The organism is Lichenihabitans psoromatis (genome assembly GCF_004323635.1).
Classification (GTDB): Bacteria; Pseudomonadota; Alphaproteobacteria; order Rhizobiales; family Beijerinckiaceae; genus Lichenihabitans; species Lichenihabitans psoromatis.
Genome location: NZ_CP036515.1, coordinates 931718 through 947728, shown reverse-complemented (window position 1 = coordinate 947728; position 16011 = coordinate 931718). Strand labels below are relative to the sequence as shown.

Here is a 16011-nt window from a genome sequence, read left to right as displayed (position 1 = left end):
GAGGGGAAAAGTCGATCGGGGAGGTCGCATGCCGGAGGACCCGATGCAAGCGAGCGCTCGTCTCGGCTATCGTCCGACTGGCCACGGCGTCGACTTCGGCCGCGCGCGACCTACTTGCCTCAGCGACCTCTTGCAGTTGGATTGACCCATGCTTCGCCTCGGAACCGCTTATGCCGCAACGCTCGTCGCCATGCTGGTGTTGGATTTCGCATGGCTCGGAACAGTGGGCGGGCCTTTGTTCAAGCGAACGCTGGGCGATAGCCTCGCGCCGAATTTTTCGCTCGGCGCGGCCGGCCTGTTCTATCTTCTCTACGCCGCCGGCATCGTCTATTTTGCGCTTTTGCCCGCCTTCGACGCCGGATCCTGGTCGACGGCGCTAACCCGAGGCCTGCTGCTCGGGTTCTTCGCCTATATGACCTACGATCTCACCAATCTGGCGACGCTGCGGAACTACACGGTGGCGCTTGCCATCACCGACATGATCTGGGGCGCAATCGTGACCGGTGCCTCGGCCGCCATCGCGTTCTGGGTCGCCGATATGGCGGTCAAGCGCTTCGGTTGATCGCGGACGCACCGACGGGGGCCAGCCGATAATGGCTGACGCCCCAATCCGCGCCGCCCGCGTGGCCGAAAAGCCCCGAGGTGGCGAGGAAGAAGAGCCGCCAGCGGCGACGCCAAAGTGGCGCTGCCGCGCCGTAATGGCCGCGCAGGATCGCATCGATCTGGCGCCGGTTACGGTCGAAATTGGCGAGCCAATCGTCTGCGGTGCGGCGGTAATGCTCCCCGCTCCACCGCCACTCGTCCTCGATCACGAAGACTTCCGGAAAACGCGCCGCGAGCGCCTGGCTCGGCATGATGCCGCCGGTGAAGAAGTGCTGGGCGATCCAATCGTCCTTGTCGGCATGATCGAACCGATACGAGCCGGAGCGATGCGTGAAGACATGCAGGAACAGCCGGCCTTCTGGCCTCAACCAGGTTTGGACGCGGCGCAGCAGGGCCTGCCAATTGGCCATATGCTCGAACATCTCCACCGAGACGATTCTGTCGTAGCAACGCGTGGGATCGAAGGTGTTCATATCGGCCGTGAGGACGCGGACGTTGTAGAGCCCACGGCGCATGACCTCGGCCTCGATAAACGCGCGTTGCTGGCGAGAGTTCGACACCGCCGTGATGTTGGCCTTCGGCAGTTGTTCGGCCATCCACAGCGTCAGCGATCCCCAGCCGCAGCCGAGTTCTAGAATATCCTGACCATCCGCGAGGTCGGCATGGGCTTGCGTTTCGGCCAAGGCGCGCTCCTCGGCTTGTTTTAGCGTGTCGCCGGGTTTGTCATACAAACACGACGAGTATTTGCGGCGGGGGCCGAGCACCAGACCGAAGAATTCCGACGGGAGTTCGTAATGCTGCGCGTTGGCGTCCGCCGTATGGAGCGCGATAGGGAAGTCCGCCATGCGCCTGACGAAAGCGCGATCGTCGGCATCGGTTGCGGCGGCGAGTTTTTCGGCCGTGCGGCCAACCATGAGGCCAACGCCGGTTCGCAGAATCGCATCGGGAAGCGGCAAGCCCTCGGCGGCCTTCAGGGCGAGTGTCGTCGGTGTCATGCGGGTCTGTCCGGCGTCGTACGGGATCGTGGGGGAAGCGGCAGGAAGGCGCTGGTGCGGGCCTGATAGTCGCGGAAGGCCTGCCCACGCGAGCGCAGCATATAATCCTCCAACGGTGGAATGCCCGATGCGTAGACCAACAGCCAATAGATGATCGCGGGTCCGATCAGCGCCAGCCAGCCCCAGGGATAGGCGGCAGTCAGGCTGATGGCCATCACGGGATAAGCCAGCCAGCCAAAGAACTCGAAGAAGTAATTGGGGTGACGCGACCACGACCAGAGGCCGACGTCACAGACTTGGCCTTTGTGGCGCGGATCCGCCGCGAACCGCCGCAATTGTTCGTCGCTGAGCGCCTCACCAAAGACGCCGATCGCCACGATCGCAACCCCGAGCCAATCGCGCCAATCCGGCGACGGGCGGGGGTTGCGGGCCGCCACGAAGACCGAGATCGCCAGCAGCGCCATGGTGAGAGCCTGGATCTGTAGAAACCAGAACATGCGGCTCGAGGCGTTCCGGCCCCAATCCTGTTTCAGCTTGGCATAGCGCGGGTCGTCACCGCCTTTCAGCGTGCGACGCAGAATATGGAGCCCGAGTCGCAGCGACCAGACCCCGAGCAGGATCGCCACCAACCCTTGCCTGAACGAGGGGCTGTCACCCGCCTCGAGCGGGAGCAGCGCCAGGACGATGCCGGCGATCCCGGTGCCGAATGTCCAGATCGTGTCGACAAAACCGGACTTGCCGGTCTTCTGCGCGATGAACCAGGCCGCCACCATCGCCAATGAGACGCCAACCACCATGAGGCACAAGGTCACGACAATCATCGGCAACGAACCGATCGCAGACGGTGGGATGTCGGCATTGACACTGATCCTTTACTGGGGCGCATGCGCCGCGACCGCCGCAGGGGCAAATCCAAGAGTAAGATACGGGCCGCCTCGACCGCCGTCGCCGCGTCAAATGAGGAAATGCAACAAAATTTGAGACACGGTCGCCATCGATCGCCGATTCCATCGTAGCTTAGGGTGCAAAGCAAAGGTTCCGATGAACAACGATGTGAAGTCTCTCGATCTTGCCGTGATCGGGACAGGCATTTCCGGCATGAGCGCGGCCTGGCTCTTGAGCAAGCGCCATCGGGTCACCGTCTATGAACAGGCGGGACGCATCGGCGGCCACAGCAACACGATTTCGGTCGCGGGCGCCCGGGGCGTCCTCCCGGTCGATAGCGGGTTCATCGTCTATAACGACTTCGCTTATCCGAACCTCACAGCGCTTTTCGCCCATCTCGACGTGCCGACCAAATTTTCCGATATGTCGTTCGCGGTGTCGCTCGACGCGGGACGGCTCGAGTATAATGGCACCGATGTGAAGGGGCTGTTCGCGCAGCGGCGCAATATTCTCAGCCTGCGGTTCTGGTCGATGCTGCGCGACCTGCATCGCTTCTACCGCGAGGCGCCGGCCCATGCCGGCAAGCTGGGGCTGACTAGCCTTGGCGACTATCTTCAACAGGGGCGATACGGCCGCGCCTTCATGGACGATCATCTGCTGCCGATGGCGGCCGCGATCTGGTCCGTCCCGGCTAAAGCGCTGCTCGATTATCCGGCCGAAGCCTTCATTCGTTTTTGCGAGAACCATTGTCTTCTCCGCATCTCGCAGCGGCCCTTGTGGCGCACGGTCGAGGGTGGAAGCCGCGTCTATGTGGAGCGCTTGACCGCTGCTTATGCTGACCGGATCCGCCTCGGGACGGCGGCTCGGCAGGTCATCCGCGAACCGGGTGGCGCGACCGTGGTCGACAGCCATGGCGCGCGCGACCGGTTCGATCATGTCGTGATCGCGACTCATGCGGATCAGGCGCTCGCCTTGCTCGACGACGCGAACGCTGCAGAGCGCGCCGCGCTGAGCCCCTTCCGCTATTCGGATAATCTCGGGGTGATGCATCGCGACCCGACCCTGATGCCGAAGCGGAGGGCCGTCTGGTCGAGTTGGAATTACCTCGGCGGGCGTCAGAAAGCGGCCGATGCCGATCACCTCTGCGTCACCTACTGGATGAACCAACTCCAGGGTCTGCCGAGCGACGACGATATCTTCGTGACGCTCAACCCGCCGCGCGATCCCGCGCCCGGCACCGAAATTCGGCGAGAACTCTACCACCATCCGATGTTCGACGGCGCCGCTATGACGGCTCAACACCATCTCTGGTCCTTGCAGGGGACCCGCAACACATGGTTCTGCGGCGCCTATTTCGGCGCGGGCTTTCACGAGGATGGATTGCAGGCCGGGCTCGCGGTCGCCGAGCAACTCGGCGGCGTGCGTCGACCCTGGACGGTCGCCAACGAGTCTGGTCGCATTGTTCTCGGCCAACCCGCGCTTGTCGCGACGGCGGCTTGAGCCATGGCGGACGTGTGGGTCTCCGGCCTCTACGACGGCGCTGTCACCCACAAGCGGGTGAAGCCGCGCCGCCATGCGTTGCGCTACCGCATGTTCTGGATGCTGTTCGATCTCGATGAACTCGACCGGCTCGGTCACGGTTTGCGGCTCTTCTCGCGCAATCGCTTCAACCTGTTCTCGTTCCGCGATCGCGATCACCTCGAGGGCAGCGCGCGCCCTTTGCGCCAGCAGATCGAGGGCTATCTGACCGACGCCGGGCTGGCACCTGATGGAGGCCCGATCCGCCTGCTCTGCGTGCCGCGCCTTCTTGGCTACGCCTTCAACCCGTTGAGCGTCTACCTCTGCCACCGTCGCGACGGCACCCTTTCGGCGATGCTTTACGAAGTGAACAACACCATCGGGCAGCGCCATAGCTACCTAATCCCGATCGAGGCAGACCACGCCGGAACCGTGCGCCAAACCTGCGACAAACGGTTCTACGTTTCGCCCTTCATGGATATGGACTTGACCTATCGGTTCGAAGTGCAGCCGCCCGCCGCCCGCGTGTCGGTTGCGGTCACGGCCAGCGATGCCCAGGGCCTCGTGATCGCGACGTGTTTTTCGGGCGAGCGCCGTCCGTTGTCGGATGCAGCGCTCGTCAAGACCTTTGCGGCGCATCCCCTTCTCGCCATGAAGATCGTGGCCGGCATCCATTGGGAGGCGCTTCGCATCTGGCGCAAGGGCATCGCGTTCCGCAGCCCACCACCGCGGCCCGCCGCGCCCGTTACGCTCGGGCGGTCCGAGCCGCGCTGATCACGGCTTGCTGCCCAGCATGATCCACCAATGCAGCACCTCGGCGACCCCGCCGACCACGACCACGCTGGCGGCCCAGATGCCCACGAACCAGAGCAGCTTACGCGTTCGGCTCGCCTCCTTGGTCGATGAGTGATCCATGTCCCGCCTCAATGGTAATTCATCCCGACCTCGACCTTGCCGCGGAAGATCCAATAGGCATAGGCGCTGTAGGCCAGAATGATTGGCATCATCACGATGGCGCCCACCAGCAGAAACGCCATGCTGGAGGATGGCGACGCCGCATCCCAGATGGTGATCGAAGGCGGCACGATCCAGGGATAAAAGCTGATGCCGAGACCGATGTAGCAGAGGACGAAAAGCGCCTGGGCACAGAGCAGAGGCGTCAGGTGATGCTTCTGCAATAGGCTGCGCCAGAAGACCCAGGCCGTCAGCGCCACCAGCACGGGAACCGGGCTCGTCAAAGCAATGCCGGGCCAACCGAACCAGCGTGCGGCGAAGCGCGGGTTGAGGAAGGGTGTCCAGATACTCACGGCGACGATGAGCGCCAGCGTGGCGATCATCAAGGCCCGCGCTTGCAGGCGGCTGCTGTCCTGCAACCTCCCCGTGGTGCGCCAGATCAGCCAGCACGAGCCGAGCAGCGCATAGCCGACCACAACCGCGACGCCGCAGAGGATCGTGAACGGCGTCAGCCAATCCCACCAGCCGCCCGCGTAGGCATTGTTCTCGACGTGGATACCCTGCAGCAGACCGCCGAGCGCCAGACCCTGGCAGAAGGCTGCCCCGGTCGAGCCGCCACAAAAGGCGACGTCCCACCAGAACCGGCCGCGTTTGGTGTTGGTGCGAAAGCGGAACTCGAACGCGACGCCCCGCATGATGAGCGACAGCAGCATGGTGATGATGACCGGATAGAGCGCCGGCAGGATGACGGCATAGGCCAGCGGGAAAACGGCGAAGAGACCGCCACCCCCGAGCACCAGCCAAGTTTCGTTGCCGTCCCACACCGGCGCGATGGAATTGACCATCACGTCCCGCTCGTCGGAGCCATGCTCGGCCATGAACAGGATGCCGGTGCCAAGATCAAACCCGTCGAGCACCACATAGGCCAGAACCGCGAAGCCCAGCAGGGCGGCCCAGATCAGCGCAAGATCATATCCCTCGAACGTCATGATCTCACTCCGCCGGTGCGAGGTCTGGGGTCAGGGCCGGCTCCTGCGTGGCTCCGGCCGGACCCGGAGTGATGCCGGCGCTGCGGTGCGGAATGGCGGGCGGCCCGCTTTCGCCCGGATGCGGCGGCACGGCCATCAGCCTCAGCAGGAAGATGACGGCGGCACTGAACACGACCGCATAGATCACCACGAAAGCCACCAGCGAAATGCCGACGCCGGGTGCACCGACGGGCGACACGCTGTCGGCGGTTCGCAGCAGCCCATAGACCGTGAAGGGCTGGCGCCCCGCCTCGGTCACGGTCCAGCCCGCCAACATGGCGATGAAGCCGGCCGGGCCCATAGCGACCATGATCCGCTGAAACCAGCGCGCCTGGAAGATCCGACCCTTGCGACGCAGCAGCAGGCCGACACCGCCGACCGCAAACATCAGCAAGCCGAGGCCGACCATGATGCGGAAGGCGAAGAACACCACCGGGACAAAGGGGATCTCGTCCGGCTTGAACTCCTTCAAGGGCTTGATGGTGCCGGCCCAGCTATGGGTCAGGTAAAGCGACCCCACATGCGGCACCGCGATCTCGAAGTTGTTCTTCTGATTGGCTTGATCGGGCAAAGCGAACAGCACCAGGGGCTCGCCCTCTCCCGCCGGCTGACGCTGCCAGTCGCCTTCCATCGCGGCGACCTTCTGCGGCTGGTATTGCAGTGTGTTGTCGCCCTGCACGTCACCCGCGATGATCTGCAGCGGAGCCGCCACCAACGCCATCCACATCGCCATCGAAAACATCAGCCTCGCCGACCGATTGTTCCGGTCGCGCAGCAGGTGATAGGCGCCCACGGCCCCGACCACGAAAGCCACCGACACATAGGTGGCACCGAGCATATGGACGAAGCGATAGGGATAGGACGGATTGAAGATGATCTTCACCCAGTCCTCCGGGAAGTAGCGCCCATCGACGATCCTGTAGCCCTGCGGCGTCTGCATCCACGAATTGCTCGCGAGGATCCAGGCGGCGCTGATGTGGGTCCCGATCACGACGAGGCATGTGGCCGCGAAATGTAAGCCGGGGCCGACCCGCTTCATGCCGAACAGCATGACGCCGAGAAAACCGGCCTCGAGGAAGAAGGCCGTCAGGGTCTCGTAACCAAGCAGCGGGCCCAAGATCGGGCCGACCTTGTAGGAGAATTGCGACCAGTTGGTGCCGAACTCGTAGGACATCACGAGACCGGACACGACCCCGACGCCGAATACGACAGCGAAGATCTTCAGCCAATACTGATACGTGTCGAGATAGACTTGCTGGCGAGTTCTCAGCCAAGCCGCTTCGAGGACCATCAGATAGGCCGCAAGACCAATCGAAAAGGCCGGAAAAATGATGTGAAAGCCAACCGTGAAGGCGAATTGTATTCGGGCCAGCTGCAAAGCGTCGAGCGAGAACACGGCAACAGTCTCCACGAACAGATGGCGGGAGCGCCAGACTAGCTCGGAGGCTCGTCATGATCTATTCGTCCCTGAGGATATGTTGCGGAAACCGCGCGAAGCCGATTGGACGGTTTGCCCTATGGCAAAGAAGCAGTCCGGCGCGAGTGTCTTTTTCAGGTTCCATTGATTGCGGTGACGACCGCGCCGAAGTGGCAGGTCGCCGCCGCCAGAACGAAGCCGTGCCAGATGGCGTTCTGGAAGCGCAACGCGCGCCAATGATGGAAGATGACGCCGAACGAATAAAGCAGGCCGCCGCCGAAGATCAGGAAGAGGCTGATCGACGGCAAGGTTCCGACCAACGCCGGAATGGCCAGCAACCCGCTCCAGCCGATCCCGATATACAGCAAAGTCGAGAGCCACTCGCGCCGGCCGAGATTGGCGAGTTTCAACGCCATGCCGATCAGGCTGACGGTCCAGATGACCAGCAACAGCAGGTTACTTTGCAGGCTGCCGATCCGGATCAGGAAGGGCGTGTAGGTGCCTGCGATCAGCGCGAAGATCATCGCGTGGTCGACGCGGCGAAGCACCCATTTAGCGGGTGATACGGGCCACATATTATAGACCGCCGAGGCCGTCAGCGTGATCAGCAGCGTCCCGCAATAAATGGCGTGCGGGAGAAGCCCGGCATGATCACGCGGGCTGAAATAGACCATCATGACGACCGTTCCGACGACCGCCAGCACCAGTCCGAGCCCATGAATGATCCCGTCGGCAAGGATTTCGTCCCATCCGTAGGGCCATGCGCGGCTCCCCGGCGGGTCAAGCGTCTCGATCATGCAGATACCCCTGAGGATGCCCGCATCCAACGCGATCATTATGGCGTTGGCGCGACCAATCGGGTGTCGTCATGCCGCGTGGCGGAACTCGCGGTCGGGGCGCTTCAGCCCGAGCGGCAGGCGATCAAGCCATTCTTCCGGCACCTGACCGTGGATCGCCAGGGTGGCCGGAACGCTCCGCCGAGCCGCCTCGACATCCACCGCTTGGGACAGGACCACGACGCCGGTCCGAAATCGCGCCAGGCGGTTGCCGGCACGGCGCGCGCTCGTCTCGTCGGCGTAGACCTGGGCCGCAAGCGCGATGAGGCGGTGCGGCATGGCGCGATAGGGTTGCACGATGAACAAGGTTTGGTCGCTCATTTCGAATCTCCTGATTGAGAACATAACAGGAACATCGAGTTTGAAAAGGTCTCTTGACTGGACGCGCTCGCATTTTTGCGCCAGCACCGTGCGGGGCCGGCCGGCCTCGAGGAGAGACCCGAATGCGTGACGTCGTGCTGGCGATCGATCTTGGAACGTCGAGCCTGAAGGCGATGTTGGTCGACAGCGACGGCGCGGTGGTGGCGGAAGCAGCGGCCGCTTATCCGACCGCATCGCCGACGCCCCAGGCGGCCGAGCAGGACCCGGATCTGTGGTGGGACGCGCTGCGCGAGGTTGGGTCACGGCTGTGGGCCGACGAGGGCGCCGTCGCAGCGCTTCGCGTCACGGCGATCGGATTATCGGGCCAGATGCACGGTCCCGTCGTGCTCGACGCCGCCGGCGCGGTCATCCGACCGTGCCTGCTCTGGTCGGATTCACGGAGCGGTCCGCAAGCGCAGTGGCTGCAGGAGACGATCGGACGCGATCGGCTGATCGCCATCACGGGGACAGCCGCCAATGCGAGCGGAACCGTCACGAAACTGCTTTGGATGCGCGAGCATGAGCCTGAGTTTTTCGCCCGGATCAGAACTGTCCTGCTGCCGAAAGACCATCTGCGCTATCGGTTGACCGGCCGGCTCGCGAGCGACCCGTCGGACGCCTCCGGCACCTCGATGCTGGATATCCGCACGCGGCAATGGTCGACCGACCTTCTGGCGGCCTGTGGCCTCGATGCCGCTTTGTTGCCGGACCTGCTGCCGAGCACGGCCGTCGCGGGTCATGTCACGGCCGATGCCGCGGCGGCGCTCAGGCTTCCGGTCGGCGTGCCGGTCGTGACCGGGGGCGGCGACGCCTTATGTGCCGCGCTCGCCATGGGGATCGATGGCGGCGACGCGGGTCGGGCGCTCGTCACCCTCGGCACGTCCGGCCAGTTGCTGGTTTCGACCGGTGCGCCGGCGATCGATCCGGCCGGCCGGCTCAATACCTTCTGCCACGTCGTGCCCGACCAATGGTGCGCGCTGGCCGCGACGCTCAGCGCGGGGGAGTCGCTCGCTTGGGCCAGCCGCGTCGCGAGCCAGCATGGCTTGGTGTCGGCCCAGGCTCTGCTCGACCTCGCCGCGACGTCACCCGCTGGTGCGCGGGGCGTGCTTTTCGCGCCCTACCTCTCCGGTGAGCGGACGCCGCATATGGACGCTGCCGTTGCGGGCGCATTCGCGGGTCTTCGGGGCTCCACCGATGCAGCCGATATGGTTCGCGCGATCCTCGAGGGTGTCGCCTTCGCGCTGCGGGATGGACTCGCGACGCTGCGGGGCAATGGCTTGCATGTCGAGGATCTGCGCGGCACCGGCGGCGGCGCGCGCAGCCCGCTCTGGTGTTCGATCCTCGCCTCGGTGCTTGGCGTGCCTCTGGCGGTGCCGCAGCCCTCGCACGGATCGTGTTACGGCGCGGCTCTCTTGGCCTTCCAGCCGGCGGGCTTTCCGGCGCGGGCCGGTGGAGACGCGGTTTCGACCCTGGCCTATCGACCCGATCCGGCGCTGGCCGATCTCTATGCGTCACGCTTCCGCGCCTATCGGACGCTGTATCCCGGCTTGAAGGCACTCGCAGCCACGGACCTTGATCCGTAGGCCTTCAACGATCCGTAGGCCTTGCAATCATGCGTTGCGGGCCCATCTGTTGCTCAAGACAAACGGCCGAGGCCGGATGTCGCGGATGCGATTTGCTCGACCGGCGCCGTCAACCACGGATGTACTGGCGATGGCCTGATCGGGCCGCATCCGTTATCGACGTTGGTCGATATGACCCCGCTTCCAAGCGGGGTTTTTTATTGTCGGTTCGCTGTCAAGCGCTTGCGGTGAGTGTTGCCTCGCTGGCCCGCGCGGCCGCCGCGATGGCCTTGCGGCGTACCAGCACCTCGTCGAGCCATTCGCCCCGCATTTCGGGCACCGAAGACAGCAGAAGTTCCGTATAGGGATGATAGGGCGGCGCGAAGACGTCGCTGGTTTCGCCCGCCGCGACGAGCCGCCCCTTCAGCATGACCACCACTTTATTGGCGATCCGCTTCACGGTGCCGAGGTCATGCGTGATGAAGAGGTAGGCGACCCCGAGATCGTCTTGCAAGCGCTGGAGAAGGCGGAGGATTTCCTCCGCCACGAGTTGATCGAGCGCCGACGTGACCTCGTCGCAGATGATGAGATCGGGTTCGGCCGCGAGCGCCCGCGCGATGCTGACCCGCTGCTTCTGGCCGCCCGACAGTTCGGACGGGTAGCGATCGATGAAGCTCTCCGGGAGATCGATCTGACGGAGCAAATCGAGGACGCGCTCGCGCACCTCTTTCCGCGACCGATTGAAGTAGAATGTCATCGGCCGTCCGATGACATCCAGCAGCGTCTGGCGCGGATTAAGCGCCACATCCGGCATCTGGTAGATCATCTGAACGCGTCGGAGCTGATCCTTGGTCCGATCGGCGAGACGGGCCGGAAGGCTCTGGCCCTCGAAGGTGATCTCGCCCTCCTTGCGGGGCAGCAAACCCATGACGACGCGCGCCAGCGTGCTCTTGCCGGACCCGGATTCGCCCACCACCGCCACCGTGTCGTGTCGCCGCACGTCGATGCTGACGTCCTGGATCACATTGGCGAATTTGGCGTAGCTAGCGGTGACGTGCTGGATGCTGAGCAGCGGCTTTTCGGCGGCCTGCTCGGCCGACTTGCCGGAATGGGCGAAGCTCCTCTCGGTCACGAGCCGTTTGGTATACTCCTCGCGCGGACTGTTCAGCACCTGATCGGCGTAACCGAGCTCGACCATTTTGCCCTGCCGCAGCACCATGATCCGATCGGCGATCTGCGCCACCACCGCGAGGTCATGCGTGATGTAGAGCGCGGCGGTGCCGTGCTCGCGGATCAGTTTGCGGAACGAGGCCAGCACGTCGACCTGGGTCGTAACGTCAAGCGCGGTCGTGGGTTCGTCGAAGACCAGGAGATCGGGACGTGACACCATCGCCATCGCAGCCATGGCGCGCTGCAACTGGCCGCCCGATACCTGATGCGGGTAGCGCGCCCCAAAAGCGTCAGGGTTCGGCAATTCGAGTTCGCGAAACAGGCCCCTGGCCGCGACCTCCGCTTCCGACCGGTTCATCAGGCCCTGCCGGACGGCCACTTCGCACACCTGGTCCATGATGGTCATCGACGGGTTGAACGAGGCGGCAGCGCTTTGCGCGATATAGGCGACACCCCGGCCGCGCAAGCCGCGACGCTGATCGGCCGTCATGGTGCGGATATCGTGGCCGCCGAGCAGCATCGACCCACCGGTGACGACGCAGCCGGAGCGGGAATAGCCGAGGGTCGAGAGCCCGATGGTGGATTTGCCGGCGCCAGACTCGCCGATGACTCCGAGCACCTCGCCGCGCCGAAGCGTGAAGCTGACGTCGTCAACCAGCACCGGGCCATGGCCACGATCCGTCCTGACCTCGATCCGGAGCTTGTCGACCACGAGAAGATCGTCACCCAGCGGATTGCGGGCGTGAGCGTCGGTCATGCGCTTTCCCCATAGCCCTTCGAGTGGATCGACAGCATCCAGTCGACCACGAAGTTAATGCCGATCGTGAGGATCGCGATGGCGGCCGCCGGATAGAGCGGCGCGGCCGAGTCGAGATTGATCATGTCGCGATAGTCTTTGACCATGCTGCCCCAATCGGCCAGCGGCGGCTGGATGCCGAGACCGAGAAAGCTGAGGGCCGCGATCAGCAGGAACGTGAAGCAGAACCGCAGGCCGAATTCGGCCGCGAGCGGCGGGATCGCATTGGGCAGGATCTCGCGGCTGATGATCCACCACAGGCCCTCGCCACGCACCTTGGCGGCTTCGACATATTCGAGGCTGGCGATATTCATCGCGACCGCGCGAGCAAGGCGGAACACGAGCGTTGAATTCAGGATCGCAATGGTGCCGACCAGCACCGGAATGTCGGTGCCGAGAACCGACAGGATCATGAAGGCGAAGATTAGGATCGGCATCGACAGCAGCAGGTCGACGATGCGCGACAACAGCGAGTCGACCCAGCCGCCGACGGCGGCCGCCACGAAGCCCGTGATGATGCCGATGATGAACGCCAGCACCGTGATCAGGCTGGAGAGGCCGATCGACAGGCGCGCGCCGTAGATCAGGCGGCTGAGGATGTCGCGACCGAGATTGTCGAGGCCGAGCAGGTGCAACCGATCGGGATCGGCCCAGGCATCGCCGACGATGTCAGCCTGCCCGAATGGCGCGATCACGGGCGCGCCCAGTGCGACCACCACGTTGATCAGAATGATGATGAGGCCGACCCAGGCCGTCAGACTGAGTTTATGGCCGAACAATCGCACGAGCTGACCCTCTTTCGATCGATGGAGACCCGGTCGGCGACCGGCAAGGGCGGCGATCCCGCGTCAGCGGGGATGCCTCAAGCGCGGATTGCTCATGATGGCCAGAATGTCGGCCGTCATGTTCAACAGAATGTAGATCACCGCGAAGATCAGGCCGCAGGCCTGCACGACCGGCACATCGTGTTTGGAGACGGCGTCCACCATCAATTGGCCGAGGCCCGGATAGACGAACACGGCCTCGACGATGACGACGCCGACGATGAGGTAGGCGAGATCGAGCGCGATCACGTTGATGATCGGGGCCAGCGCGTTGGGAAAGGCGTGCTGCACCACGATGCGCCATTTCGGCAGGCCCTTGAGCAGCGCCATTTCGATATAGGGGCTGGCCATGACGCTGAGAACCGAGGCGCGCGTCATTCGCATCATGTGGCCGGTGATGACCAGCACCAGCGTCAGCATGGGCAAAAAGGTGAGATTCATGCGTTCGAGCAGCGGGGTATCCGGCGTGACATTCGCCAGCGAGGGAAACCAGCCGAGCTGCACGGCCAGATATTTGATCAGGATATAGGCGACGAAATATTCGGGCACCGAGACGGTCATCAAGGTCACGACATTGACGAGCCTGTCGTAAAAGCCGCCCTGGTTGACCGCAGCCAACAGGCCCAGCGCGACCGCGAGCGGAACCGCAATAAGGGCGGCGTAGAGCGCCAGGAAGATCGTGTTTTGCAACCGGGGCGCGATTTCTTCAGCCACGTCCCGTTTGTTGGCGAGCGATACCCCAAAATTCCCGTGCGCTGCGCCCGAGAGCCACTCGACGTAGCGGGTCGTCGGCGGCCGATCGAGCCCGAGTTCCTTGCGCATGGCCGCGAGGGACTCGGGGGTCGCATTGGTCTGCAGGATCGCCGATGCCAGATCGCCCGGCAGGATCTCGGTGCCGGCGAAAATCAGCACCGAGGCCGCGAACAGCGTCATCAATCCGAGGGCGAGACGCTGGGCGATCAGTTTGATCAAAGGCTCAAGCCTTCAGAAATGCTTTTTCGGCGATGCGGCCGTTATCCATATCGAAACCGCTATGGGGTGTGTGGCCGCCCACCTTCTTGTTTTTTGCGTCGAGCCAATCGCGGAAGCACGGAATAAGCGTCCCGCTTTCGTCCGTCAGCATGGCTTGCATGTCCCAGATGTAGCTTTTGCGCTTGGCCTCGTCGACTTCGCCCTGAGCGTCCGTCAGCAGCTTATCGAACTTGGGGCTGTTCCAATGCGACTCGTTCCACGGCGCCTTGCTCTGATAGGCGATATCGAGCATCTGGGTCGCGGCGGGCCGGCCGCCCCAATAGCTGGCCACGAAAGCGCCCTTGAGCCACACATTGTCGAAATAGCCATCCGCCGGCTCTTTCTTGACATCGACCGTGATGCCGGCCTTGCCGGCGGTCGCTTGCAGCAGCGTCGCCATGTCGACCGCGCCGTTGAAGGCCGCATCCGAGGTCTGCAGCACGATCTTGGCATCGGCCAGACCGGCTTTCTTGAAGTAGAATTTCGCCTTGTCGGGATCGTATTTCAACTGCTCTAGCTGGGAGTTGAAATAGGGATCGCTCTTCGGGATCGGATTGTCGTTCCCGAGCGTGCCATAGCCGCTGAACAGCGTCTTGATCATCTGTTCGCGATCGACCGCATATTTCATCGCCTTGCGGAGATCGAGGTTCGTATAGGGGTCGCGGTCGTCCTGCATCGCCATGACCGGGTACCAGCCACCCGCCGCCCGCACGATCTCGAGCGTTGGGCTCTTGGCGATCCGTGACACCGTCTTCGGATCCGCCCGGTTGATAGCGTCGACCTGGCCGGAAATCAGCGCGTTCATACGCGCGCTGGTGTCGTTGATGACATTATATTCGACCGCATCGAGGAGGCCGCGATCGGCTTTCCAATAAGGCCCGGCCTTTTTCAGCGCGATGCGGACGCCCGGATCGAACCGATCGACCGTGAAGGCACCCGTGCCGACGGGTTTGGCCCAATCGGTAAAGCCGTTCGGCACCATCATGAGGTGATAGTCGGTCAATACCGTGGGGAAGTCGGCATTGCCCGACGCCAGGGTGACTTCGATCTGGTTTTTGTCCAGCTTCTTGACGTCGGCGACCGCCTTCATCGGACCCGCCGCGCCCGATTTCGTGTCGCTACCGCGATGCAGGTTCAACGAGTAGACGGCGTCGTCGGCGTCGAATTCCTTGCCGTTGTGGAACATGACGCCCTTGCGAAGCGTGAAGATCCACGTCTTGGCGCCGTCCTTCGGCTCGTATTTTTCGGCAAGCTCCGGCACGGGCCGGTTCTCGGCACTATTCTCGACGAGGCCGTTGAAGAGGCCGAACCCGACATCGATCATGACCGAGTCGTTCCAGCTCAGCGGATTGAGGCTGTCGGTCGTGCTGCCGCCGCCAAGCCCGAGCCGCAACGTGCCGCCCTTCTGGGCGGTTTCGGCGGCGAGCGCTTCTGCGCCGAGAACAAGGGAATTGACGGCTACCGCGGACGCGCCCAGCGCGATGGCTCGGCCGATAAAATCGCGGCGGGACAGGCGTCCCAGTGCATGTTGAACCTTCAAATAATCCAGTTCATTCATCTGGTTCCAGCCCTTGTTTTTCACGCCTCGGCCGCCGGGCGAGACATTCGGAGGAGCGCCAAGCCTGACGTCCGGTTAATCGTATCATCAGTGCTGGCGGCACGATCTGTCAAATGGTTCTCATTCCCGCCGTAATCTTTGGGCGTAGTTTCAACGAGATGCCTGTCGAGCCCGCAAGGGTGGCCGATGTGCTCGTTGCCGGCTTGCGGCGCGTTGCATCCAGGTCCGATCGGCGATACGTCTTCGGCGTCGGATGCCCTTGGGTTCCGATCCTCGGCCGCGTGGGCCGGTAGCTCAATGGTTAGAGCCGACCGCTCATAACGGTCTGGTTGCAGGTTCGAGTCCTGCCCGGCCCACCACGCAATCTCCCCGAACAGGCGGATGTCCATTTTGGCGGGAGACTTCCGCGTTATCAGGACCTTGGGCGAAATGGCTTCGTGCCGCTGCTCTCTCTGGGGCCCAAATACCGGCCGTTAAGAGGCCTGCTTTAAGGC

At 63.6% G+C, this 16011-nt stretch carries 15 protein-coding genes and 1 tRNA gene; 5 read left to right on the top strand and 11 right to left on the bottom strand.

Annotation, left to right across the window (positions count from 1 at the left end; genetic code table 11):
- Positions 1–148 precede the first annotated feature (148 nt).
- Positions 149–562 (top strand): DUF2177 family protein, encoded by a 414-nt coding sequence (locus EY713_RS04380; RefSeq protein ID WP_131113732.1) that lies wholly within the window; start codon positions 149–151, stop codon positions 560–562.
- Here the strand turns inward: EY713_RS04380 and EY713_RS04375 are convergent.
- On the bottom strand, positions 546–1598 hold the full coding sequence (locus EY713_RS04375) for an SAM-dependent methyltransferase (RefSeq protein WP_131113731.1): 1053 nt from the start codon (positions 1596–1598) through the stop codon (positions 546–548). The genes EY713_RS04380 and EY713_RS04375 overlap by 17 nt on opposite strands.
- On the bottom strand, positions 1595–2419 hold the full coding sequence (locus EY713_RS04370; RefSeq protein ID WP_131113730.1) for a DUF1295 domain-containing protein: 825 nt from the start codon (positions 2417–2419) through the stop codon (positions 1595–1597). The genes EY713_RS04375 and EY713_RS04370 overlap by 4 nt, the downstream gene beginning before the upstream one ends.
- 220 nt (positions 2420–2639) lie before the next feature.
- Between EY713_RS04370 and EY713_RS04365 the strand changes: the two genes are divergently transcribed.
- Both EY713_RS04365 and EY713_RS04360 read left to right on the top strand, forming a co-directional pair.
- Positions 2640–3983 (top strand): NAD(P)/FAD-dependent oxidoreductase, encoded by a 1344-nt coding sequence (locus EY713_RS04365; protein ID WP_131113729.1) that lies wholly within the window; start codon positions 2640–2642, stop codon positions 3981–3983.
- Positions 3984–3986: 3 nt separating this feature from the next.
- Positions 3987–4775, top strand: a complete 789-nt coding sequence (locus EY713_RS04360; RefSeq protein ID WP_131113728.1) for a DUF1365 domain-containing protein — start codon at positions 3987–3989, stop codon at positions 4773–4775.
- Here the strand turns inward: EY713_RS04360 and EY713_RS22680 are convergent, their stop codons facing one another.
- The 5 genes from EY713_RS22680 to EY713_RS04340 form a co-directional block, all read right to left on the bottom strand.
- A complete protein-coding gene (locus tag EY713_RS22680; RefSeq protein WP_165491024.1) occupies positions 4776–4916 on the bottom strand; it encodes a hypothetical protein in 141 nt (46 codons plus the stop codon).
- An 8-nt stretch (positions 4917–4924) separates the two neighbouring features.
- Complete coding sequence (cydB, locus tag EY713_RS04355; RefSeq protein WP_131113727.1) at positions 4925–5944, bottom strand: cytochrome d ubiquinol oxidase subunit II; 1020 nt, start codon at positions 5942–5944, stop codon at positions 4925–4927.
- Between the two features lie 4 nt (positions 5945–5948).
- The gene (locus EY713_RS04350; protein WP_131113726.1) at positions 5949–7379 is read right to left on the bottom strand and encodes a cytochrome ubiquinol oxidase subunit I; all 1431 of its coding nucleotides are present in this window, start codon (positions 7377–7379) and stop codon (positions 5949–5951) included.
- A gap of 155 nt (positions 7380–7534) precedes the next feature.
- Complete coding sequence (gene trhA, locus EY713_RS04345; protein ID WP_131113725.1) at positions 7535–8197, bottom strand: PAQR family membrane homeostasis protein TrhA; 663 nt, start codon at positions 8195–8197, stop codon at positions 7535–7537.
- 69 nt (positions 8198–8266) lie between these two features.
- Positions 8267–8557, bottom strand: a complete 291-nt coding sequence (locus tag EY713_RS04340; RefSeq protein WP_131113724.1) for a hypothetical protein — start codon at positions 8555–8557, stop codon at positions 8267–8269.
- 122 nt (positions 8558–8679) lie between these two features.
- Here EY713_RS04340 and xylB point away from each other — a divergent pair, with 122 nt between their 5' ends.
- Complete coding sequence (gene xylB, locus EY713_RS04335) at positions 8680–10179, top strand: xylulokinase (RefSeq protein ID WP_131113723.1); 1500 nt, start codon at positions 8680–8682, stop codon at positions 10177–10179.
- Positions 10180–10393: 214 nt separating this feature from the next.
- On the opposite strand, the gene EY713_RS04330 is transcribed toward xylB, so the two are convergent.
- The 4 genes from EY713_RS04330 to EY713_RS04315 all read right to left on the bottom strand — a co-directional run bounded on the left by EY713_RS04330 (position 10394) and on the right by EY713_RS04315 (position 15517).
- Positions 10394–12085: an ABC transporter ATP-binding protein gene (locus EY713_RS04330; protein ID WP_131113722.1), complete on the bottom strand. Its 1692-nt coding sequence runs from the start codon at positions 12083–12085 to the stop codon at positions 10394–10396.
- Positions 12082–12909, bottom strand: a complete 828-nt coding sequence (locus EY713_RS04325; protein WP_170314065.1) for an ABC transporter permease — start codon at positions 12907–12909, stop codon at positions 12082–12084. Before EY713_RS04325 ends, EY713_RS04330 begins: the two co-directional genes overlap by 4 nt.
- A gap of 63 nt (positions 12910–12972) precedes the next feature.
- Positions 12973–13920: an ABC transporter permease gene (locus tag EY713_RS04320; protein ID WP_227398717.1), complete on the bottom strand. Its 948-nt coding sequence runs from the start codon at positions 13918–13920 to the stop codon at positions 12973–12975.
- Between the two features lie 4 nt (positions 13921–13924).
- The gene (locus EY713_RS04315; protein WP_131113721.1) at positions 13925–15517 is read right to left on the bottom strand and encodes an ABC transporter substrate-binding protein; all 1593 of its coding nucleotides are present in this window, start codon (positions 15515–15517) and stop codon (positions 13925–13927) included.
- Between the two features lie 283 nt (positions 15518–15800).
- On the opposite strand from EY713_RS04315, the gene EY713_RS04310 reads away from it, so the two are divergent.
- A tRNA-Ile gene (locus tag EY713_RS04310) sits at positions 15801–15876 on the top strand.
- The last annotated feature ends 135 nt before the right edge of the window (positions 15877–16011 follow it).